This window comes from Lysobacter sp. KACC 24251, from assembly GCF_057747755.1.
Genome location: NZ_CM173222.1, coordinates 2,980,001 through 3,001,073, shown reverse-complemented (window position 1 = coordinate 3,001,073; position 21,073 = coordinate 2,980,001). Strand labels below are relative to the sequence as shown.

Annotated in this window: 18 protein-coding genes and 1 pseudogene; 9 read left to right on the top strand and 10 right to left on the bottom strand. The window is 69.3% G+C overall.

The annotated features are described in order from the left end of the window. Positions 1-7 precede the first annotated feature (7 nt). A complete protein-coding gene (gene ubiK / locus AC3ARF_RS13890) occupies positions 8-277 on the bottom strand; it encodes a ubiquinone biosynthesis accessory factor UbiK (protein ID WP_498928875.1) in 270 nt (89 codons plus the stop codon). A gap of 213 nt (positions 278-490) precedes the next feature. Between ubiK and AC3ARF_RS13885 the strand changes: the two genes are divergently transcribed. Further along, positions 491-829 carry a P-II family nitrogen regulator gene (locus AC3ARF_RS13885; protein ID WP_144812233.1) on the top strand — a complete coding sequence of 113 codons (339 nt, stop codon included), beginning with the start codon at positions 491-493 and terminating at the stop codon, positions 827-829. 193 nt (positions 830-1,022) lie between these two features. Here the strand turns inward: AC3ARF_RS13885 and speE are convergent, their stop codons facing one another. Further along, a complete protein-coding gene (gene speE / locus AC3ARF_RS13880; RefSeq protein ID WP_498928873.1) occupies positions 1,023-1,874 on the bottom strand; it encodes a polyamine aminopropyltransferase in 852 nt (283 codons plus the stop codon). A 276-nt stretch (positions 1,875-2,150) separates the two neighbouring features. Between speE and speA the strand changes: the two genes are divergently transcribed. Beyond that, positions 2,151-4,064 carry an arginine decarboxylase gene (speA, locus tag AC3ARF_RS13875; protein WP_498928871.1) on the top strand — a complete coding sequence of 638 codons (1,914 nt, stop codon included), beginning with the start codon at positions 2,151-2,153 and terminating at the stop codon, positions 4,062-4,064. 133 nt (positions 4,065-4,197) lie between these two features. Beyond that, positions 4,198-5,064 (top strand): NAD(P)-dependent oxidoreductase, encoded by an 867-nt coding sequence (locus AC3ARF_RS13870; protein WP_498928869.1) that lies wholly within the window; start codon positions 4,198-4,200, stop codon positions 5,062-5,064. Positions 5,065-5,113: 49 nt separating this feature from the next. On the opposite strand, the gene AC3ARF_RS13865 is transcribed toward AC3ARF_RS13870, so the two are convergent. The 3 genes from AC3ARF_RS13865 to radC all read right to left on the bottom strand — a co-directional run bounded on the left by AC3ARF_RS13865 (position 5,114) and on the right by radC (position 8,404). Further along, positions 5,114-5,959, bottom strand: a complete 846-nt coding sequence (locus AC3ARF_RS13865; RefSeq protein ID WP_498928867.1) for an SPOR domain-containing protein — start codon at positions 5,957-5,959, stop codon at positions 5,114-5,116. Further along, the gene (gene argS, locus AC3ARF_RS13860) at positions 5,960-7,648 is read right to left on the bottom strand and encodes an arginine--tRNA ligase (RefSeq protein WP_498928865.1); all 1,689 of its coding nucleotides are present in this window, start codon (positions 7,646-7,648) and stop codon (positions 5,960-5,962) included. Positions 7,649-7,729: 81 nt separating this feature from the next. Further along, positions 7,730-8,404 (bottom strand): RadC family protein, encoded by a 675-nt coding sequence (gene radC, locus AC3ARF_RS13855; RefSeq protein ID WP_498928863.1) that lies wholly within the window; start codon positions 8,402-8,404, stop codon positions 7,730-7,732. A gap of 111 nt (positions 8,405-8,515) precedes the next feature. Here radC and coaBC point away from each other — a divergent pair. From coaBC to AC3ARF_RS13840, 3 genes and pseudogenes are all read left to right on the top strand, one after another. Further along, positions 8,516-9,753, top strand: a pseudogene (coaBC, locus tag AC3ARF_RS13850) (bifunctional phosphopantothenoylcysteine decarboxylase/phosphopantothenate--cysteine ligase CoaBC). Between the two features lie 54 nt (positions 9,754-9,807). After that, a complete protein-coding gene (dut, locus tag AC3ARF_RS13845) occupies positions 9,808-10,266 on the top strand; it encodes a dUTP diphosphatase (protein ID WP_498928862.1) in 459 nt (152 codons plus the stop codon). Between the two features lie 21 nt (positions 10,267-10,287). Next, positions 10,288-12,612: a phosphomannomutase/phosphoglucomutase gene (locus AC3ARF_RS13840; protein WP_498928860.1), complete on the top strand. Its 2,325-nt coding sequence runs from the start codon at positions 10,288-10,290 to the stop codon at positions 12,610-12,612. A gap of 109 nt (positions 12,613-12,721) precedes the next feature. Here AC3ARF_RS13840 and AC3ARF_RS13835 read toward each other — a convergent pair whose 3' ends face one another. Both AC3ARF_RS13835 and pyrE read right to left on the bottom strand, forming a co-directional pair. Continuing rightward, positions 12,722-13,375 carry a hypothetical protein gene (locus AC3ARF_RS13835; protein WP_498928858.1) on the bottom strand — a complete coding sequence of 218 codons (654 nt, stop codon included), beginning with the start codon at positions 13,373-13,375 and terminating at the stop codon, positions 12,722-12,724. Between the two features lie 109 nt (positions 13,376-13,484). Further along, a complete protein-coding gene (gene pyrE / locus AC3ARF_RS13830; protein WP_498928856.1) occupies positions 13,485-14,156 on the bottom strand; it encodes an orotate phosphoribosyltransferase in 672 nt (223 codons plus the stop codon). A gap of 84 nt (positions 14,157-14,240) precedes the next feature. Between pyrE and AC3ARF_RS13825 the strand changes: the two genes are divergently transcribed. Next, entirely contained in the window at positions 14,241-15,041 is an 801-nt protein-coding gene (locus AC3ARF_RS13825; RefSeq protein ID WP_498928854.1) for an exodeoxyribonuclease III, read from the top strand. Between the two features lie 96 nt (positions 15,042-15,137). Here the strand turns inward: AC3ARF_RS13825 and AC3ARF_RS13820 are convergent, their stop codons facing one another. Next, complete coding sequence (locus AC3ARF_RS13820; RefSeq protein ID WP_498928852.1) at positions 15,138-16,460, bottom strand: AmpG family muropeptide MFS transporter; 1,323 nt, start codon at positions 16,458-16,460, stop codon at positions 15,138-15,140. A gap of 138 nt (positions 16,461-16,598) precedes the next feature. Here AC3ARF_RS13820 and AC3ARF_RS13815 point away from each other — a divergent pair, with 138 nt between their 5' ends. Further along, complete coding sequence (locus AC3ARF_RS13815) at positions 16,599-16,862, top strand: hypothetical protein (protein ID WP_498928851.1); 264 nt, start codon at positions 16,599-16,601, stop codon at positions 16,860-16,862. Here AC3ARF_RS13815 and AC3ARF_RS13810 read toward each other — a convergent pair. After that, a complete protein-coding gene (locus AC3ARF_RS13810; protein WP_498928849.1) occupies positions 16,850-18,016 on the bottom strand; it encodes an anhydro-N-acetylmuramic acid kinase in 1,167 nt (388 codons plus the stop codon). The two genes, AC3ARF_RS13815 and AC3ARF_RS13810, sit on opposite strands and share 13 nt — an antisense overlap. Positions 18,017-18,023: 7 nt before the next feature. Beyond that, positions 18,024-19,478 carry a peptidoglycan DD-metalloendopeptidase family protein gene (locus AC3ARF_RS13805; RefSeq protein WP_498928847.1) on the bottom strand — a complete coding sequence of 485 codons (1,455 nt, stop codon included), beginning with the start codon at positions 19,476-19,478 and terminating at the stop codon, positions 18,024-18,026. A gap of 198 nt (positions 19,479-19,676) precedes the next feature. Between AC3ARF_RS13805 and tyrS the strand changes: the two genes are divergently transcribed. Continuing rightward, positions 19,677-20,885, top strand: a complete 1,209-nt coding sequence (gene tyrS, locus AC3ARF_RS13800; protein ID WP_498928846.1) for a tyrosine--tRNA ligase — start codon at positions 19,677-19,679, stop codon at positions 20,883-20,885. The last annotated feature ends 188 nt before the right edge of the window (positions 20,886-21,073 follow it).

Below are 21,073 nucleotides of genomic sequence, written 5' to 3'. Positions count from 1 at the left end.
GCCGACCTCAGTGGCGCGGCGCGGTGGCGTCGGCGCCCAGGCGGGCCTCGAGCTCCTCGACGGTGCGCTGCAGCGCTTCCAGCTTTTCGCGGGTGCGCAGCAGCACCGCGCGCTGGACCTCGAATTCCTCGCGGGTCACCAGGTCGAGCTTGGCCAGTCCGCTCTGCAGCACTGACTTGAAGTTCTGCTGCAATTCCTCGCGGCCCTCGCGCAGGCCGGGCGGCACCAGGCTGCTGAGGCGGCGGGCGAGGTCGTCAATCTGGTTGAGGTCGATCATGGGGGGATTCCTCCGTCGGGGCGTCCAGCGTGGCGCACCCGGCGGTTGGGCGCCGTCGGCGGACGCCGCGGCGTGGTGTAGGAAAATTCCTAACGGTGCGTCGGAATTCTAGCCGACGCAGTGATGAGCGCGTCGTCAACGGCCTTCGCGATATCCTGATGCATGGGGCGGCGACCCCGGAATCGCAGGGCAGGGCCCGAAGGAGACAGTTCGATGAAGATGGTCATGGCGGTGATCAAGCCGTTCAAGCTCGACGACGTGCGCGAGGCGCTGGCCGACGCCGGCGTGGCCGGCATCACCGCCACCGAGGTCAAGGGCTTCGGCCGGCAGAAGGGCCACACCGAGCTGTATCGCGGCGCCGAGTACGTGGTCGACTTCCTGCCCAAGATCAAGCTGGAGGTGGCGGTGACCGATGACCAGGTCGACGCCGTGGTCGAAGCCATCATGAAGGCGGCCGGCACCGGCAAGATCGGCGACGGCAAGATCTTCGTCTGGGATCTCAACCAGGTGGTGCGGATCCGCACCGGCGAGCTGGACGGCGACGCGCTGTAAATCCGTACAACCGCGCAACCTCGGAGCCCGCTGGGGACTTGTCCAGAGGGGTACCACGGAGGCTGCGACTGCCCAGTGGCCTATAACTACGGCGGCGCCGCTTGTGCTTGGTCGGGCGAAGCACCGCTGCGCGAGCCGCGCGAAGTAGAAGCCCCGCCGCAGCGGGGCTTTTCGGGGGCTGCGAGATTGGGCTTTACTCGCCCAGCGCCTCCTCCACGAACGGCGGCAGGCTGGCCGCGCCCTTGTGGATGTCGGCGGTGTAGTACTTGGTCGCGAATGCCTTCGCGCGCGCGTCGGCCTCGCGGAAGTCGAAGCCCTGGCCCTTGCGCGCCATCGTGCAGCTCCACCAGCCCGTCGGGTAGCACGGCTGCGGGAACGGCAGGGTCTGGAACGTGGTGAAGCCGGCCTTGCCCATCTCGGCGCGCATCGCCTTGATCAGCTCCAGCAGCACCAGCGGCGACTCCGACTGCTGCACCAGGATGCCGTCGTCCTTCAGCGCGCGGAAGCAGCTTCCGAAGAACGCCTTGTTGAACAGCCCCTCGGCCGGGCCGACCGGGTCGGTCGAGTCGACGATCACGATATCCAGCGAGTTCGGCGCGCAGTTGGCCATGTAGGCGATGCCGTCGTCGAACAGCAGTTCGGCGCGCGGGTCATCGTTGCTGTCGCACAGTTCCGGGAACCACTTCTCGGCCATGCGGGTGACCTGTTCGTCGATGTCGCACTGCACCGCCTTCTCCACGCCTGGGTGCTTGAGCACTTCGCGCAGCGTGCCGCAATCGCCGCCACCGATGATCACCACGTTCTTCGGGTTGGCATGGGTGAATAGCGCCGGGTGCGACATCATCTCGTGGTAGAGGAAATTGTCGCGGGTGGTCAGCATCATCGCGCCGTCGATGAGCATCAGGTTGCCCCAGTCGGTGCTCTCGAAGATCTCGATTTTCTGGAACGGCGACTGCACCTCGTCCAGCTTCTTGGTGATCCGGTAGCCGATGGCCGAGCCGGCAGGCTCGAAATTCTCGTAGTGCCAGGAGGTGTTGTCGCTCATGCCAGTCGGTCCTTGTGGGTGTGGGGCGGGCTGCTCCGGGCAGCTTGCGGCCGGGCCAGGTGGGGCGTCAAAGACGCGGGTGGCGCTCGGTGTCCGCCGGGAGCGGGCCGTGCGAGGCCGCGGATTGTAGCGGACGCTCGCCGGTGGCGTGATGAAGGTTCGGCAACGGTTCCACGCGCCGCAGGCGCACGTGCGTGGTGCGACCATCGCCTCACGTCCCCCCCAGCCCCCCGGGGGGTAGAATGCGCCTCCCCACACCCCCTTGGTGCCACGCCAATGTCCGACTGGTCGATTGATCAGGCCCGCCAGACCTACTCGATCCCCTACTGGAGCGAGGGCTTCTATGACGTGGACGCAGCCGGCCGCATCAGCGTGCGCCCGCGCGGCGACGCCGGTCCCGCGGTCGCGCTGCCCGAGATCGTTGACCAGGCCCGGGCCAACGGCGCCAAGCTGCCGCTGCTGGTCCGCTTCCCCGACATTCTCGGCGCGCGCCTGCGCAAGCTGCAGGGCGCCTTCGCCCACGCCATGGACGAGTGGAGCTACCGGGGCGGCTACACCGCGGTGTATCCGATTAAGGTCAACCAGCACCAGGGCGTGGCCGGCACGCTGGCGCAGATCGGTGCCAATGCTGCCGACGCGCCTGCCAACACCGGCTTCGGCCTGGAAGCGGGCAGCAAGCCCGAGCTGATGGCGGTGCTGGCGCTGAGCCAGCCCGGCGGCCTGATCGTCTGCAACGGCTACAAGGACCGTGAGTACATCCGGCTGGCGTTGATCGGGCGCAAGCTTGGCCTCAACACCTGGATCGTGGTGGAGAAGCCCTCCGAGCTGGCGCTGGTGCTGGAAGAGTCCGAGGCCCTGGGCGTGAAGCCGGGCCTGGGCGTGCGCATGCGCCTGGCCTCGCTGGGCGCGGGCAAGTGGCAGAACAGCGGCGGCGACAAGGCCAAGTTCGGCCTGTCCCCGCGCCAGGTGCTGGACCTGTGGAAGCAGCTGCGCGACGTCGGCATGGGCGACTGCCTGGGGCTGCTGCACTTCCACATGGGCAGCCAGATCTCCAACGTGCGCGACATCGCCAACGGCATGCGCGAGGCAGTGCGCTACTTTGTGGAGCTGTCGGTGCTCGGCGCCAAGGTCGAGTTCATGGACGTGGGCGGCGGCCTCGGCGTGGACTACGAGGGCACCCGCTCGCGCAGCTACTGCTCTATCAACTACGGCGTCGCCCAGTACGCCAGCACGATCGTGCAGCCGCTGGCCGAGGCCTGCGAGGAATATGGCCTGACCCCGCCGCGCCTGGTCACCGAATGTGGACGCGCGATGACCGCGCACCACGCGGTGCTGGTGGCCAACGTGTCGGAAGTGGAGCAGGCGCCCGAAGGCCGCGTGCCGGAGGCGCATGACGACGAGCCGGCGGTGATCCGTCATCTGCGCGAAATCCACGGCGAACTGGGCAGCCGCCCGGCGGTGGAACTGTTCCACGAGGCCGTGCACCACCACGGCGAAGGCCTGTCGCTGTACGCATTGGGCCAGATCGACCTGGTCCACCGCGCGCGTATCGACGACCTGTTCTACGCCATTGCCAACGGCGTGCGTGAGCGCTTGCACCCGGGCGAGAAGAGCCACCAGGCGGTGCTGGACGAGCTCAACCAGCGTCTGGTCGACAAATATTTCGTCAACTTCAGCGTGTTCGAGTCGATGCCCGACGTCTGGGCGATCCAGCAGGTGTTCCCGATCGCGCCGATCGAACGCCTGGACGAGATGCCCACCCGGCGTGGCGTGATCGCCGACCTGACCTGCGACTCCGACGGCCGCATCGACACCTATGTCGAGAACGAGACGCTCAACACCTCGATGCCGATCCACGCGCTGAAGCACGGCGAGAGCTACCGCCTCGGCTTCTTCATGGTTGGCGCCTACCAGGAAATCCTCGGCGACATCCACAACCTGTTCGGCGACACCGACGCGGTGGAAGTGCGCGTGGATGGCGATGCGGTCAAACTGGTGCAGCAGCGCCGCGGCGACACCACCGACGTGATGCTCGACTACGTGGGCTACAAGCTCGACGACCTGCGTGCGGCCTACCGCGCCCGGGTGGCCGCCGCGCACCTGCCCGCCGACGAGGCGGAGCGGCTCAACGCCGCGCTCGAGACCGGCCTGACCGGCTACACCTACCTGGACGACGCGCCGCTCGCCTGAGCGCGCCGTTCGCTGGCTTCCCCGGGCGCCGCTGGGCGTCCACCCCTTGATGCACCGCCTGCGCCTGGCGCGGGCGGCGCACCGGAGGAGCGCCACCATCGGCGACTCCACCGTCCCTACCGGAGGCAACACCATGAAAGTCGGATTCATTGGCCTGGGCGCGATGGGCGCGCCGATGGCCCGCCACCTGCACGCCAAGGGCTTGTTGACCGCGGTCGGCAACCGCACCCAGTCCAAGGCGGACGAGCTGGCTGCCGAACTGGGCGTGCGCGCGGCGCGCTCCACCGACAATTTCGCCGACTGCGACGTGGTCGCGCTGTGCGTGTCGCTGGACCACGACGTGCTGACCACGGTCGAAGGCCTGGCCAACGTGCTCCGCGCCGGCACCGTGGTCGTCGACCACTCCACCGTCTCGGTGGAAACCGCACGCCGCGCGGCCGCCATGCTCGCCACGCACGACATCGCCTTCATCGACGCGCCGGTCTCCGGCGGCGTGGAGGGCGCGCGCAACGGCAAGCTCTCGGTGATGCTGGGCGCGGACGAGGCGGCCCTGGAAAAGGCGCGGCCGGTGCTGGAAGCCTACGCGGCGCGCATCACCCACATGGGCGGCATCGGCGCGGGCCAGGCGACCAAGGCGATCAACCAGGTGCTGGTCGCCGGCATCAACGAGGCCGTGTGCGAGGGTCTGGCGCTGGGCGAAAAGCTCGGCCTGGATCCGGACAAGCTGCTGCCAACCTTGATGGCCGGCGCGGCCAACAGCTGGTTCCTCGAAAAGCGCGGCGCGACGATGATGCGCGATGAGTTCACGCCCGGCTTCAAGTGCGTGCACATGCTCAAGGACCTGCGGATCGTGCAGGGCATCGCGGCCAGCGCTGGCATCCGCACCACCGCCATCGACCAGGCGGCTGCCGACTACGCGGAGCTGGTGGAGCGCGGGCAGGGCGAGGCGGATACGTCGGCGCTGATCACGCTGAAGCGGGAAAGGCCGTCGCAGGGGTGAGCCTGTCGGGAGCGGGCCGCGGTGGCTCGCTCTTCCGACCCCGCCAAGATCACTCGACCTTGATCGCCATCGCCGTCAATCCGCCTGACGACAGCTTGCGCTTGGCCTCGGCCAGGTCGCTGGCGGTGCCGTACGGCCCCATGCGCACGCGGTAGACCGTCTTCCCCTTGATCTGCGCCCCTTCCACGCGCGCGCCCACGCCGAGCATGGCGATCTTCGCCTTGAGCTCCTCGGCCTGACCGGACGCCTGGAACGCGCCGGCCTGCAGCAGGTAGCGGGTGTCCTCACTGGCCGCGGCGGTCTTGGCGGTCGTCATTGCCGTCGAGTCCACCGGCTTGGTCGGGGCGACGGCACGTGCGCCAGTTCCATCCTCGCTGACCGGCGGGGGCAGCGGCTCGGGACGCGGTGCCGTGGAAGTCGTCGCTGTCGTCGCTGTACCTGCCGCGCCTGCCGACGAGGTCGGGGTCGCGGTCGTCTGCGCGGCGGCGGCCTGCTGGTGCTGGCGCGCCTGACGTTCAGCCTCGGCCCGCTCGGTGGCGGCCAGCTCGGCATCGGTCATAGGCACTTCCTTGCCCGGCAACAGGGTGTAGAAGTCGTACTCCGGGTCCTTGGCGTCGCCGGCTGCCGGCTTGGCTGCCGCACCCGCCGGCGGAGCGGCGGCGGCCTCGTCGGCCGGCAACAACTCGTCGTCCTCCACCGACACCGGCGTCGGTTGCGCGTCGGGGTTGGCGTGCGGGCGCAGGAAGCCATCGCCATCGCCCTTCAGCAGCTTCGGCGCCACCATCACGACAATGATCGTGATCACCACGCCCAGCACCAGCCACGCCCAGCCTGGCAGGCCGCCGCTGTTGCCGCCGTTGCGCCGGGCCTGCGATTTACCGCGTCGTGCCGCCATTTACATCACCTCGGGGGCATTCACGCCCAGTAATTCCAACCCGTTCGCCAGTACCTGTCGCGTGGCCATCGCCAATACCAGGCGCGCATCGCGCACATCAGCGTCGTCGACCAGGAACTGGTGATCGTTGTAATACGTCTGGAACGTCTGCGCGAGTTCCAGCAGGTACACGGCGACCTGGTGGGGCTCCAGGTCACGCCCGGCGCTGGCCACCACGTCGGGGTAGCGCAGCAGGGTCTGCACCAGTTCGTGGGCGGCCGCGTCCTCCACGTCCAGCGGTTGCGCCAAGCCATTGGCAGCATCGAAGGCCAAGCCCTGTTCGCGCAGCTTGCGCAGCAGGCCGTGCATGCGCGCGTGGGATACCTGCACGTAGTACACCGGGTTGTCGAGCGACTGGCTGCGCGCCAGGTCAATGTCGAAGGTGAGCTGCGAGTCCGGCTTGCGCGCGATCAGGAACCAGCGCGTCGCGTCGCGGCCGACCTCGTCGATCAGGTCGCGCAGCGTCAGGTAGCTGCCGGCGCGCTTGGACAGCTTCACTTCCTCGCCGCCCCGCATCACCGTCACCATCTGGTGCAGCACGTATTCCGGCCAACCCTGCGGGATGCCGCAGTCCAGCGCCTGCAGGCCCGCCCTTACACGGGCCAGGCTGCCGTGGTGGTCGGCGCCCAGCTCGGTGATCGCTCGCACGTAGCCGCGCTGCCACTTGCTCAGGTGGTAGGCCACGTCCGGCACGAAATAGGTGTATGTGCCGTCGGACTTGCGCATCACGCGGTCCTTGTCGTCACCGAAGTCGGTGCTGCGCAGCCACAGCGCGCCGCCTTCCTCGTAGGTGTGGCCATGGGCGATCAGCTCGCGCACGGTCTCCTCGACCTTGCCGTCGGTGTACAGCGAGGACTCGAGGAAGTACACGTCGAAGCCGACGCCGTAGGCGGCCAGGTCGGCGTTCTGCTCGCGCCGCAGGTAGGCCACGGCGAAGGCGCGGATCGCGTCCAGGTTCTCCGGGTCCTTCGCGCCGGTGACCACGTGGCCCTCGACCTCGACGCTGTCGCCGCGCAGGTAGGCGTTGGCAACGTCGACGATGTAGTCACCGCGGTAGCCGTCCTCCGGCCAGCCGGCATCGTCCGGGCCGCGACCCTGCGCGCGCGCCTGTACCGAGGTCGCCAGGTTGTTGATCTGCGCGCCGGCGTCGTTGTAGTAGAACTCCCGCTTCAGGTTCCAGCCGTTGGCGGCGAGCACGCGGCCGATACAGTCGCCGATCACCGCGGCGCGGCCGTGGCCCACGTGCAGCGGGCCGGTCGGGTTGGCCGACACGTACTCAACGCCCGCCACGCGGCCTTCGCCGCTGGTGTTGCGGCCGTAGGCATCGCCCTGCTCGAGTACTTGTGCGATCTGCCGACGCCACGCAGCCTCGGCCACGTGGAAGTTGATGAAGCCCGGCCCGGCGATCTCGACCCTGGCGACGTCGTCGCTGGCCGGCAGCGCGTCCACCAGGGCCTGCGCGATCGCGCGCGGGTTGGACTTGGCCGGCTTGGCCAGCAGCATCGCGGCGTTGGTGGAAAAGTCACCCTGCGCGCGCGACTTGGGACGCTCGATGACGAAGTCGGGCGTGTCGAGGTCGGCCGGCAGGGTGCCGGCGGCGCGCAGCGCATCGATGGCCTGCGTCACCAGGTCGCGGAGGGTGGCTTTCACGGAGTATCCGGGGAGTTGCAGCGGGAACCTGTCATTTTAACCGGGTTGGCGGCGGCCGTTGCCCGACGGCTGCCCCGGCGTTCAGACCCACCCGCGCGCGGCCAGCGACACCGGCGGCCCGTCGGCAATGACGAAGTGGTCGAGCAGGCGCAGGTCGACCAGCGCCAGCGCCTGTTTCAGCCGCGCGGTCACCGCCCGGTCGGCGGCCGAAGGCTCCGGATTCCCGCTGGGATGGTTGTGCCCCACGATCACCGCCGCGGCGTTCAGCGCCAGCGCCCGCTGCACCACCACGCGTGGATGCACCTCCGCCCCGTCCAATGTGCCGTGGAACAATTCCTCGAAGCCCAGGGCGCGGTGGCGGGTATCGAGGAACAGCGCCGCGAACACCTCGTGCGGCCGGCCGCGCAGGCGCTGGGCGAAGTAGCGGCCGGCGGCCTGGGGGTCGGTCATCGCCTCGCCTCGCTCCAACGCGGCGCTGAGGTGGCGGTGGCCCAGTTCCAGCGCGGCGGCCAGCGCGCAGGCGCGCGCGGGCCCCAGCCCGGGCAGCTTCGCCAAGGCGCTGGGCGAGCGCTCCAGCAAGGGCCGCAACGGGCCGTGCGCCGCCAGCAGATCGCGCGCCGTGGCCACCGCGTCGCGCCCGGGGAGGCCCGAGCCGAGGAAGATCGCCAGCAGTTCGGCGTCCGACAGGGCAGAGGCGCCGCGGGCCAGGAGTTTTTCGCGGGGACGCTCGGCCGCGGGCCAGTCTCGAATGTGCATGCGGACAGCATCAGGCCGGCACTGCGACCGCGGTATCGGGCCAATCCACCGCATCAGGTAAGCTAAACGCTGCATATGCGGTAGGAATTTGCCCCATCCATGGCCGATGACATGCCCACCCCGGCAGGGACCCTGTCCGGACAGCACGTGTTGCTGTGCGTCTGCGGCGGCATTGCCGCGTACAAGGCGGCAGATCTGGTCCGGCGCCTGCGCGACGCCGGCGCGGAAGTGCGGGTGGCAATGACCGGGAACGCGCAGCACTTCGTCGGTGCCGCCACCTTCCAGGCGCTGTCCGGCCAACCGGTGCGGACCTCGCTGTGGGATGAGGCGGCCGAGGCCGCGATGGGGCACATCGAACTGGCGCGCTGGGCCGATCGCATCGTGGTGGCGCCGGCCACCGCCAACACCCTGGCCAAGTTGGCACACGGCTTCGCCGACGATCTGGTGAGCACCCTGTGCCTGGCGAGTGACGCGGCACTGTTCGTGGCCCCGGCGATGAACCGTCTGATGTGGGCGCACCCGGCCACCCAGGCCAACATGGCGACCCTCCGCGATCGCGGCGTTGCCGTGCTGGGCCCGGGAACCGGCGGGCAGGCCTGCGGCGAGACCGGCGAAGGGCGCCTGATGGAGCCGGTCGACATCGTGGGGGCGCTGGCCGCCACGCCACTGCGGAGCCGCGCATGAGTGCCGCGCGATCGCTGGCCGGGATACGCATCGTCGTCAGTGCCGGGCCGACCTTCGAGGACATCGACCCGGTCCGCTTCATCGGCAACCGCAGCAGCGGCAAGATGGGTTTCGCCATCGCCGAGGCCGCCGCGCGCCGGGGTGCCGAAGTGGTGCTGGTGGCGGGGCCGGTGACCTTGCCCACGCCCGCGGGCGTGGCGCGGGTCAACGTGCGTTCGGCGGCGCAGATGCACGCCACCGTGCTCGGCGCGCTGCCGGCGGACGTCTACATCGGCGCGGCCGCGGTCGCCGACTACACCCCGCGCCAGGTGGCGGCGGGCAAGATCAAGAAGCAGCCCGGCCAGGACACCCTGGTGCTGGAACTGGTGCGCACCGCGGACGTGCTGGCCGACGTGGCCAACCACCCGCAGCGCCCGCGCCTGGTGGTCGGTTTTGCCGCCGAGACCCATGACGTGGCGCACTACGCACGCGGCAAGCTGATCAACAAGAAGGTAGACCTGATCGCCGCCAACCGCGTCGGTGTGGAAGGTAGTGGTTTCGAAGCCGACGACAACGCGCTGGTGGTGTACGCCGCCGATGGCGAGACCCCGCTCGGCCCCGCGCCCAAGCCGCAACTTGCCGAGCAGCTGCTCGATCTCGTCGCCGCGCGCCTCGTGGCCGCGTGAGCCGCTCCGGCCCCCGGCGCGCCCTTCCTTTCCTGGCCCCGTGACAAGGACCGCATGCACCACACCCTCGAACTGAAGATCCTCGATGCGCGCTTCGGCACCGAGTGGGCGTTGCCCGACTACGCCACGCCCGCCAGCGCCGGACTGGACCTGCGGGCCGCGCTGGATGCCGCCCTGACCCTGCAGCCCGGGGACACTGCCCTGGTGCCGTCGGGCCTGGCGGTCCACGTCGGCGACCCCACGCTGTGCGCGGTGATCCTGCCGCGCTCCGGGTTGGGCCACAAACACGGCATCGTGCTGGGCAACGGCACCGGCCTGATCGATGCCGATTACCAGGGTCCGCTGATGATCAGCGTGTGGAATCGCGGCCGCGAGGCTTTTACGATGCAACCAGGGGATCGCATCGCCCAGCTGGTGGTCCTGCCGATCGTGCGGGCCCGGCTGCAGGTGGTCGAGGAATTCGAAACCAGTGCACGCGGTGCGGGTGGTTTCGGCCACACCGGCGTGCGCTGACAGGGGAAACACATGGTGGACATGAAGATCGAACGCCCGCAGCTGTCGCTGGCGCAACTCAAGCCGCTGCTGCCGGTGGTGATCGTGGGCTCGCTGTTGCTCGCCGGCTGGTTCGGCTGGAGTGGCTGGGAGCAGCATCGCGACGGCGCCCGGCGGGTGGCGCTGCAGCAGGCGCGCGACACGGCGGTGCAGCAGGTGCAGGCCGCGATCGCCGCCGACACCAAGCGTCTGGCCGAGCAGGTGGGCAAGCCCGCGTTCCTCGCCGCGCTCACCGGCGGTGACCTGGCCACGGCCAGCGCCGAACTGGCCAAGGGCTGGCCGGAAGCCAAGGGCGCCAACGTGCAGCCCACCGATCTGGAGGCCGCGTACGGGAGTTTGGCGACCAACGGCGGCAAGGGCGGCTACGGCCGTCTGGCCACGCAGGAGTCCGCACTGATGGCGGGCAAGCCGGTGGTCGCAATCGTCCGCGATGGTGGCAGTAACCAGCTGGTAGTGGCCGCGCCGGTTCCGCTGGATGGCGTGGCCATTGGCGTGGCCAGCGTGCTGCTGCCGGCCACCCGGGTGGCCAGTGCGGTCGAGCAGGCCGCCGTCGCCGACGGCAGCTACCTGGCCCTGCGCCAGGGCGGCCACAGCGTGGTCGAGCGCGGTGACGTGGCACTCAACACCGGCGCCGAGGCCATGGCGGCCAAGGTGCCGGGCAGCGGCCTGCGTGTCGCCGCGGCGGTGCCCGACGTGGCCGGCGGCCCGTTCGGGCTCGGCGCGATGGCCTGCTTCGGTGCGGCGGCGGGCTTCCTGCTGCTGGCGCTGCTGGCTTGGCGCGCACCGACGCTGCGGCGGCGCAAGACCGGCACCGACGCCGAGCCCGAGGGCAGCGAACTGACGCTGGCCGATGTTGCCGAGCAGGTCCCGGCGCGCGTCGTCGCGCCGGCGCCGGTGGCCGTCGCCACCCCGGCCGCGTCGTCGGTGCTGGCCGTGGACCCGGGCATCTTCCGCGCCTACGACATCCGCGGCGTGGTCGGGAGCAGCCTCGATGCAGGCGTCACCACCCTGATCGGCCAGGCCGTCGGCACCGTGATGCAGGAGAAGGGCCTGACGGAGATTGTGGTGGGCCGCGACGGTCGCCTGTCCGGTCCGATGCTGGCCGGCGGTCTGATCGACGGCCTGCGCAAGGCCGGCTGCAACGTCACCGACATCGGCCTGGCGCCCACCCCGCTGGTCTACTTCGGCGCCTACCAGTTGCGTGCAGGCTCGTGCGTCTCGGTCACCGGCAGCCACAACCCGCCGGACTACAACGGCTTCAAGGTCGTGGTCGGTGGCGAGACGCTCTCGGGCGACACCATCACCGACCTCTACCGCCGGATCGCCGAGGACCGCCTGCACACCGCGCCGGCGCCGGGCCTGCTGCAGCAGCGCGACATCAGCGAGGACTACGTGCAGCGGGTCGCCGCCGACGTGCAGCTGGAGCGGCCCTTGCATGTGGTCGTCGACGCCGGCAACGGCGTGGCCGGCGACCTCGGCCCGCGCGTGCTGCGTGCGATCGGCGCGGAGGTCACCCCGCTGTACTGCGAGATCGACGGCACCTTCCCCAACCACCATCCGGACCCCAGCGAGCCGCACAACCTCGAGGACCTCGTGGCCACCGTGGCGCGGCTGGGCGCCGACCTTGGCATCGCCTTCGACGGCGATGGCGACCGCCTTGGCGTGGTCACCCGCGATGGCGAGAACATCTTCCCCGACCGCCTGCTGATGCTGTTCGCCGCCGACGTGCTCGAGCGCAATCCGGGCGCGCAGATCATCTACGACGTGAAGTGCACCGGCCGCCTGCCGGGCCACATCCTGCGTCACGGCGGCAGCCCGTTGATGTGGAAGACCGGTCACTCGCTGATCAAGGCCAAGATGCGCGAGACCGAGGCCGAACTGGCCGGTGAGATGAGCGGCCACTTCTTCTTCAAGGAACGCTGGTACGGCTTCGACGACGGCATCTACTCCGCGGCGCGCCTGCTGGAGATCGTGGCCGGCAAGATGCAGACGCCCACCGAGACCCTGGCCGCACTGCCCAACGGCATCGCCACGCCGGAGATCAAGGTCGATGCGCCGGAGGGTAACCCGCACGCGTTCGTCGACCGCTTCGTCACCGACGCGAAGTTCGACGGCGCTCGCCTGTCGACCATCGACGGGCTGCGCGTGGACTGGCCGGACGGCTGGGGGTTGGTGCGCGCCTCCAACACCACGCCGATCCTGGTGATGCGCTTCGATGCGGACAACGAGGCGGCGATGGCACGGATCAAGGGGGCGTTCCGCGCGCAGCTGCTGGCCCTCAAGCCCGACCTGGTGTTGCCGTTCTGATGCCGTCGCGGCCTGGTGCCGCGCGCGATGCACGGATGCAACAAGGGGCGCCTCGGCGCCCCTTGTTCCTTGCGGCTGGCGTGTTTCGCGACCGCCGTCGCGGGCCACCTCAACCCTCGGTCGGCGGGGCCATCGGCACCTTCAGTTCGCGGTAGCGCTTCAGCGCCGCAGCCAGTTCCGCATCCATCGCCGCACGCTCGCCGCGCTGGCGCACCAGCGCCGCCTGCTGCCGCAGCAGCTGCTGGTGCTGGGTCTGGATCGACGCGGCCAACGGGGCCGGCACCGGCTTGCCGGCCAATTCCGCCTCGCCGGCCCGCTGCAGCAGGCTGACCAGACTCTGGCGCAGGCCGGTCACCCCCAGCGAGGAGGCCTTCACGGTCTCGTCCAGCAGGGTGATGCGGTGCTCGAAGGCGCGCATCAGTTCTTCTTCGGTGGTGTACGACTCCACCATCGCATGTTCGCGCCGCTGCCGCGCCTCCTCGGCCAAGGCGCCCAGGCGCGCGGCCTCGGCTTCCCGCGCAGCGGTCGCGCGCTCGGCTTCGGTCAGCGCACGCGCCACTTGGCCGGTCTTCAACCCGCTCTTGGCGCTGATCTCGGTGCGAGCCGCGTCGGCGGCGCTCGCCGGCAGCGCGTCGCCGCAGACCTTGCGGCCGTTCTCGTTCCAGCAGTACAGCTTCTTGCCGCCGGCCTGCTGCGCCGCAACCGGCGCCGCCGCCAATGCCATCAGCAGGCCTGTGGCCAGTGCGGTGGTCTTCGTGTTCATGTCGGCCCCCCTGCCGTTGTTACGGATACGCCACCGTCCTCGGTGGCACAGTCGCCAATGCTAACAAGCAAGAATCGCGCCACCCGTGCCGAGTCTCGCCAGGACAGCGTCAACCGGCGCTGCCGTAGGCCTCACGGTACGCCAGCAGCCGCTCACGTTGCGTGGCCAGCGTCGCACTGCTGCCGGTGTACGCGAGCAGGTCGCCCAAGGTGGCCACCGCCACCACCGGCAACCCATGTTCGTCGGCGACGGTTTGTGCCGCGGAGCGTCGGCTTTGGCCGGCGGCCAGTTCGACGCCGCCGGCCACTTCCTGGCGATCCAGCGCAATGACGATGCCAGCCACCTGTCCGCCTGCGGCGGCGATGATGCCCAACGCCTCGCGGATGGCGGTGCCGGCGGTGATCACGTCGTCCACGATCAGCACCCGCCGGCCGGCCAGCGGCGCGCCGATCAGGGTGCCGCCCTCGCCATGCGCCTTGGCTTCCTTGCGGTTGAACGCCACCGGCAGGTCGCGGCCGCGGCGGGCGTATTCGCAAGCCAGCGCGGTAGCGAGGGGGATGCCTTTGTAGGCCGGGCCGAACAACAGGTCGAAGTCCACCCCGGCTGCGTCCACCGCATCGGCGTAACAGCCGGCCAGCTCCGAAAGGGTGGCGCCGGAGTTGAACAGCCCGGCATTGAAGAAATACGGGCTCTGACGGCCCGACTTGAGGGTGAATTCACCAAAGCGCAGTGCATCGGCGCGCAGGGCAAGTTCGAGGAAACGGGTACGGTGGTCGCTCATGCGCATAGTGTCGGGCGCCGCGCCGGTTTTCGCCACCCGGGCCATCCGGTACCCTGCCGCTTCGTCCAACCCGTGGGGCCGTGCGTGCGGATCATCAGTTTCAATGCCAACGGCATCCGCTCGGCGGCCAACAAGGGTTTTTTCGACTGGTTCCGGCAGCAGGATGCCGACGTGTTGTGCCTGCAGGAGACCAAGGCGCAGGAATCGCAACTGAGTGACCCGCAGTTCCGCCCCGACGGCCACCATTGCTTCTACAAGGACGCCAGCACAAAGAAGGGCTACAGCGGCGTGGCCATCTATGCGCGGCGCGAACCCGATGAGGTGCTCACCTCGATCGGTCGCCCGTCATTCGACGACGAGGGCCGCTACATCGAAGCGCGCTTCGGAAACCTCAGCGTGGTCAGCTTCTACATCCCCTCCGGCTCGTCGGGTGACGAGCGCCAGGGCTTCAAGTTCGAGGTCATGGACTGGCTCAAGCCGGTGCTGGACGGCTGGCTTCGCAGTGGCCGCGAGTACGTGCTGTGCGGCGACTGGAACATCGTGCGCAGCCGGCTGGACATCAGGAACTGGTCCAGCAACCAGAAGAACTCCGGCTGCCTGCCGCCCGAACGCGACTGGCTGAACGGCCTGTGCGCGGACGACGCGGCGATGGCCGAACCTGCGTCCGGTCGCGGCTGGGTCGATGCCTACCGCGCGTTGCATCCCGAGGGCCAGGACTACACCTGGTGGAGCAACCGTGGCGCGGCGCGCGCCAACAACGTCGGTTGGCGCATCGATTACCAGTTCGTGACCCCGGGCTTGCGCGACAAGCTGCGGGGCTGCTCGATCCTGCGCGAGCCGCGCTTCTCCGACCACGCGCCGTTCACCGTCGACTACGCCCTGTAACGCCTTTCCACGCTGCGCTGTCGATCGGCGCGGTGCGGGACAGGCCAGGCGGCGCGCCCTGGGCGCGCTTTGGCTAGGTTCCGGTAACGCGCCGGCTTATGCCGCGGCGCGCACGTCCGCCTCGGCGATGGCGCTTTCCACCAGCCCACGCCGCGACATCCACGCGAACAGGGCCACGCCCGGCAGCGCCACCAGCGTGGTCAGCAGGTAGAACTCCACGTAGCCCATCTGCTCGATGAGGCCGCCGGCGGTGGTGCCGGTAACCACGCGGCCAACCACCGAGGCCGCCGCCGACAGCAGCGCGAACTGCGACGCGGTGAACGACAGGTTGCACAGCGCCGACAGGTAGGCGACCACCGCCACGCCGCCGATGCCGCTGGCCACGTTTTCGAAACAGATGGTGAAGGCCAGCAGCGCATTGTCGTGGCCGGCGCTGGCCAGCCAGGCGAACGACAGGTTGGACACCGCCATCAGCACCAGGCTCAGCAGCACCGCGCGCTTCATCCCCAGCCGCGAATACAGCACGCCGCCGATGAAGATGCCGATCAGGTAGGCGAAGAAGCCGAAGCCCACGTCGTAGGTGGCGATCTCATCGTTGCTGAAGCCCAGGTCGTCCAGCAACAGGCGCAACGTCAGGTTGGCGAGGGTGTCGCCAATCTTGTGCAGCAACACGAACAGCAACACCAGCCACGCGCCGCGCCGGGCGAAGAACTCGGTCAGCGGTACCGTCACCGCGGCGAGCATGGCATCCAGTCCGCGTCGAGCCATCGGCTCGCGGTGGCGCGCCGGCTCGCCCTGCCACAACGCCGCCACCACCGCCGGCGCCACAAACAAAGCGCACAGTACGTATGCGGCGCTCCAGCCTGCGCGCGCCGACACCAGTAGCGCCAGCGCGCCAGCGCTGACCGAGCCGATTCTCCACCCGTACTGGGACATGCCCGAGCCCACGCCCAGTTGCCGCGGTTCGAGGATCTCGATGCGGTAGGCATCGATCACGATGTCGAACGTCGCACCCGAAATGCCCACCAGCACCGCAGCGATCGCCACCGTCTGCAACGAGGTATTCGGGTCCGCCACGCCGAGGAACATGACCGACGCGGCCACCATTGCCGCCGCCAGCAGCAGCCAGGAACGGCGCTGGCCAAGGCGATGCAGCAGTGGCAGATGCACACGGTCCACCGCCGGTGCCCACAGGAACTTCAGGTTGTAAGCCAGGAACGCCAACGAGAACGCGGTGACGCTCTTCTTGCTGATGCCGTCCTGCGCCAGTCGCGTGGTCAGCGTCGCACCGATCATCGCGTACGGAAACCCCGACGAGATGCCCAGCAGCAGGGCAGCGAGCGGTGCCCGCTCCAGATAGGGGCTGATGGAAGCGAGCAGGCCGGAAGTGGCTGGCGGGCGCGGGGTGGTGGCGGTCATCGGGTCTGCGTCGGACGGAGCAGCGGTCACCATAGCGTGTGCACCAGCCCCCGCGAAGCCCCGGAGCAGGTGCGTGATCGCCGCCCGTGCGAGCCTCGTTCAATCGGGTTATGTTAGGCGCGAACCAGGACGGTCCCGATGAGCGAAACCCTCCAGATCCAACTCGACGCGGTACTGCTCGAGCGCGTCCGGCGTGTTGCCCAGGCGCGCGGCTGGAGCGAGGCGGTGGCCATCCGCCACCTGATCGAGCACGGCCTGTTCGCGGTCGAACCACGTGGCGAGCCGCGTCTGGACGACCTGGATGTCAACATCCTGCAGTCGGCCATCGCCGCCCTCGAAGGCATTCCCGACGACCCCGGCTTTTCGCTGATCGGTCGCGCCAGCGACGGTCAGGCCGGGTAGACCACCCCCAGCACCCGCAGGCCGCGCGCGCCGGTCACGGCCGGCAGGTTGCCGGGCGCACCTGCCAGCGTCTGCCGCGCGAGCCACGCGAAAGCCATCGCCTCGACGTAATCGGGATCCAGTCCCAACGCGGCGGTCGAGACCACCTCCACGTCACCGAGCAGCTCGCCGATCCGCGCCATCAGCGCGCCGTTACGCACGCCGCCACCACAGACCAGCACGCGCCGGCTGGCGGGCTGCTCGCGGCGCAGCGCCTGGCACACGGTCACCGCCGTCAATTCCAGCAAGGTGGCCTGCACGTCCTCAGCGCGCTCGTGGCCCCCCAGCCGCGCCTGCACCCAATCCAGGTGGAACTGCTCGCGCCCCGTGCTCTTGGGCGGCGGCAGCGCGAACCACGCCTCACCCAGCAGGCGGGTGAGCAGCGCCCTGTCGACCGTCCCGCGCGCGGCCATCGCGCCATCGCGGTCAAAGGCTTCGCCGAAGTGGCGCTGGCACCACGCGTCCATCAATGCGTTCGCCGGTCCGGTATCGAAACCGCGCACCGCGCCCGCCGCCGGCAACAGGGTGAAGTTGCCGATCCCGCCGAGGTTCAGCACCGCGCGATCCTCGGCGGCGGAGTGCAGCAGGGCGGCGTGGAAGGCTGGCACCAACGGGGCACCATGCCCCCCCGCTGCCACGTCGCGGCGGCGGAAGTCGGCCACCGTGGTGACGCCGGTGCGCTCGGCGATCACATTGCCGTCGCCCAGTTGCAGGGTGAATGGGTGCCGGCCATCAAAGGCGGCGCCGTCAGGCCGGTGGCGCACGGTCTGCCCATGGGAGCCAATCGCGGTGATCGCGCTGGTCGCCAGGCCAGCTTCGGCCAGCAGCCGCGTTGCGGCGTCGGCCAAGGCTTCGGCAATGCGCACGTCCAGCGTGCCCACCTCGTCCAGCGAATCGATCCGCGCGCCTTGCCCGACCGCCACCAGCCGCTCGCGCAGCACGGGCTCCCAGGGGTACGTGCGCCCCAGTTGCAGTGCACCATGCGGCGCGCCATCGGTCTCGTCGAAACGCACCAGCGCCGCGTCGATACCGTCGGCACTGGTGCCGGACATCAGGCCGATGAAAAAGCGAGGTCCCGTGGCGTGGTCGCGCACGGGCCCGGCAGGAACGGTCATGTGTGGGTCAGGCCTTCGACTTGCCGCCCTTGCGCGGCGCGTCCTTGCTGGCCACCGCCTTGTCCGACTTCAGCGGCGCCGCGTCGGCGTAGATCACGTTCTCCACTTCCTGGATCCGTGCCAGCGCATTGCGGGTGTAGCTGCGGAACGCGGTCAGCGCGGCGCCGCTCAGCGGCTCCGGCGGCGGCATGGTCACCGACAGCGGGTTGCGGTGCACGCCATTGATCTGGAATTCGTAATGCAGGTGTGGCCCCGTCGACATCCCCGAGGTGCCCACGTAGCCGATCACCGCGCCCTGCGGCACGCGCTGGCCCGCGGTGTACCGGCCGAAACGCGACATGTGCGCGTACAGGGTGGTGTAGCCGCGGCCGTGGTCCAACTGCACCACGCGGCCATAGCCTCCCTTCCAGCCGACGAACTTCACGCGGGCGTCGCCGGCCGCCATGATCGGCGTACCAGTGCCCGCGGCGTAGTCGACGCCCTTGTGCTGCCGGACGCGGCCCAGCACCGGGTGCCGGCGCGAGCCGAAACCAGAAGTCAGGCGCGCATAGGGGATCGGCATGCGGATGAACGACTTCTTCAGCGGCCGGCCTTCAGCCGTGAAGTACTCGGGCTTGCCGTTGCGCTCGAAGCGGAAGCCGCTGTGCAGCTTGCCGCCAGCAGTGAACGTCGCGGCCAGCACCGGGCTGGTGGCCACCAGTTCGCCCTCGCGCCAGGTCTGCTCGACCACCACGCTGAAGCGGTCCTTGGCTCCGACGTCTTCATTGAAGTCGATGTCGTACTTGAAAATCTCGTCGGTGAGCGTGTTGATCGCCTTCGCGCTCAGGCCCTGCTTGCGCGCCGAGCGGTACAGCGACTTGCCCACTTCGCCGCTGATCACCACGGTGCGGGTCTGGGTCGGGCGCTCGATCACCTTCTGCGTGACCGTGTCCCCCTTGAGCGCCATTTCCACCCGGTGGGTGGGGTCGCGGTCGTAGCGGAAGCCCCGCAGCGCGCCATTGACCGGCAGGTCGAAGGCCAGTTCCGTGCCTGGCCGCAGGCGGCGCAGGGCGTCCTTGGCGCCTGGCTGCTCCAGGATCGCGTGCAGGGTCGAGGCGGGGATGCCCAGTTCATCGAACAGCTCGCTCAGGGTCTGCCCACGCTCCACGCGTACCACCTGCCAGCTGTCGCCCTGCGTACCACGCAGTCGAGCGATGGGCAGTGGCGGCAACGCCAGCGCCATCGAGTGCCGCGGGGTGTGGTGCGGACGCTCCAGCGCCAGAGGCTTGCCGAGTCCGGGCACGATCGCCGCGACTAGCATCCCGATGGTGGCGAACAGGCTCGCGTGCGCCCAGTGGCGTCGCGACCAGCGGCCAGTGAACCCTTCGTCCAGATGCCGGGCCAGCACCGGGCGGTGCAAGGCAGCCTCGCGAAGGGCTTTCAATCGTTCGCGACGTTCCTTGCCGGCGGTGTTGTCGGTCATTGGGTGCTCCCCCTACACGCGGCGGGTGAAAACCGCGTAACGCGCGTACCATAATCACACGAGGACTCTGCGTCAAACCATTGAGCTGGATGGAGTTTTTGACCTCCGTCCCATTTAACGCCGAATTAACTGCTACCTTTGAACGCCGTCATATTCAGTTTCGGCGCCCGCTGCGAGAACTGCCCTGTGTCTGTCCAAGTGTCTGTCCAAGAATCCCTCGACCTGATCGGCCGCGGCGCCGAAGAAATCCTCAAGCGCGACGAGCTGGAGGCCCGCCTCAAACTCGGCCGGCCGCTGCGCGTCAAGGCCGGCTTCGACCCGACCGCCCCCGACCTGCATCTGGGCCACACCGTGCTGCTCAACAAGATGCGGCAGTTCCAGGACCTCGGCCACCAGGTGATCTTCCTGATTGGCGACTTCACCGGGATGATCGGCGACCCGACCGGCAAGAACGTGACCCGCAAGCCGCTCACCCGTGAGGACGTGCTGGCCAACGCGCAGACCTACGCCGACCAGGTGTTCAAGGTGCTCGACAAGGAGCGTACCGAGGTGCGCTTCAACTCCGAGTGGTTCGGCCAGATGTCGGCGGCGGACATGATCCGGCTGGCGGCGCAGCACACCGTGGCGCGCATGCTCGAACGCGACGATTTCGCCAAGCGCTACGCCGCCCAGCAATCCATCGCCATTCACGAATTCCTGTATCCGCTGGTCCAGGGTTACGACTCGGTCGCGCTGAAGGCCGACGTCGAGCTCGGCGGTACCGACCAGAAGTTCAACCTGCTGATGGGCCGCGGCCTGCAGGAAAGTCACGGCCAGCCACCGCAGATAGTGCTGACCATGCCGCTGCTGGAAGGCCTGGACGGCGTCAACAAGATGTCCAAGTCTCTCGGCAACTACATCGGCATCAACGAGCCGGCGATCGACATCGTCACCAAGACCATGAAGATCGACGACGTGCTGATGTGGCGCTGGATCGACCTGCTCAGCTTCGAGATCACCCTCTCCGAGGTTGCCAGCCTCAAGCACGACATCGAAGCCGGCCAACTCAACCCGCGCGACCTCAAGTTGCGGCTGGCGCGCGAGCTTGCTGCGCGCTTCCACGGGGCGGGCGCGGCCGAAACCGCCATCGCCGGCTGGAACGCCGCGGTGCGCGGCGAGGGTGACACCGCCTCGCTGGCGCTTACCGACGTGGCCGTGCCCGTGGAAGGCTTGCGCCTGGCCGCATTGCTGACCGCGGCCGGGCTGACCCCCAGCAACTCCGAGGCCAACCGCAAGCTCAAGGAGCGCGCGGTGCGCATCGACGGCGAGGTGGTCGAGGATGCCCAGCGCCAGTTCGCGCCCGGCTTTGAAGGCGTGCTCGCCGTCGGGAAGCGGACCTTTGCCCGGGTGCGGCTGGTGCAGGCCTGAGCCACTGGCTGGGCCCGCGGGGTCCTGCGGATGCCGACAACCACGCCACCCTCGGGTGGCGTTTTTGTTTTCGACGGCCGGGGGCGTGTCCGCCGAGCAGGCGGAGCAGCGGCGCGTTTACGCATCCGGGGGTGCGTGCGGGCGTGCTGGCCGCGATCCCTCCCTGGCGTGGCGCGGCTTGCGCTGGT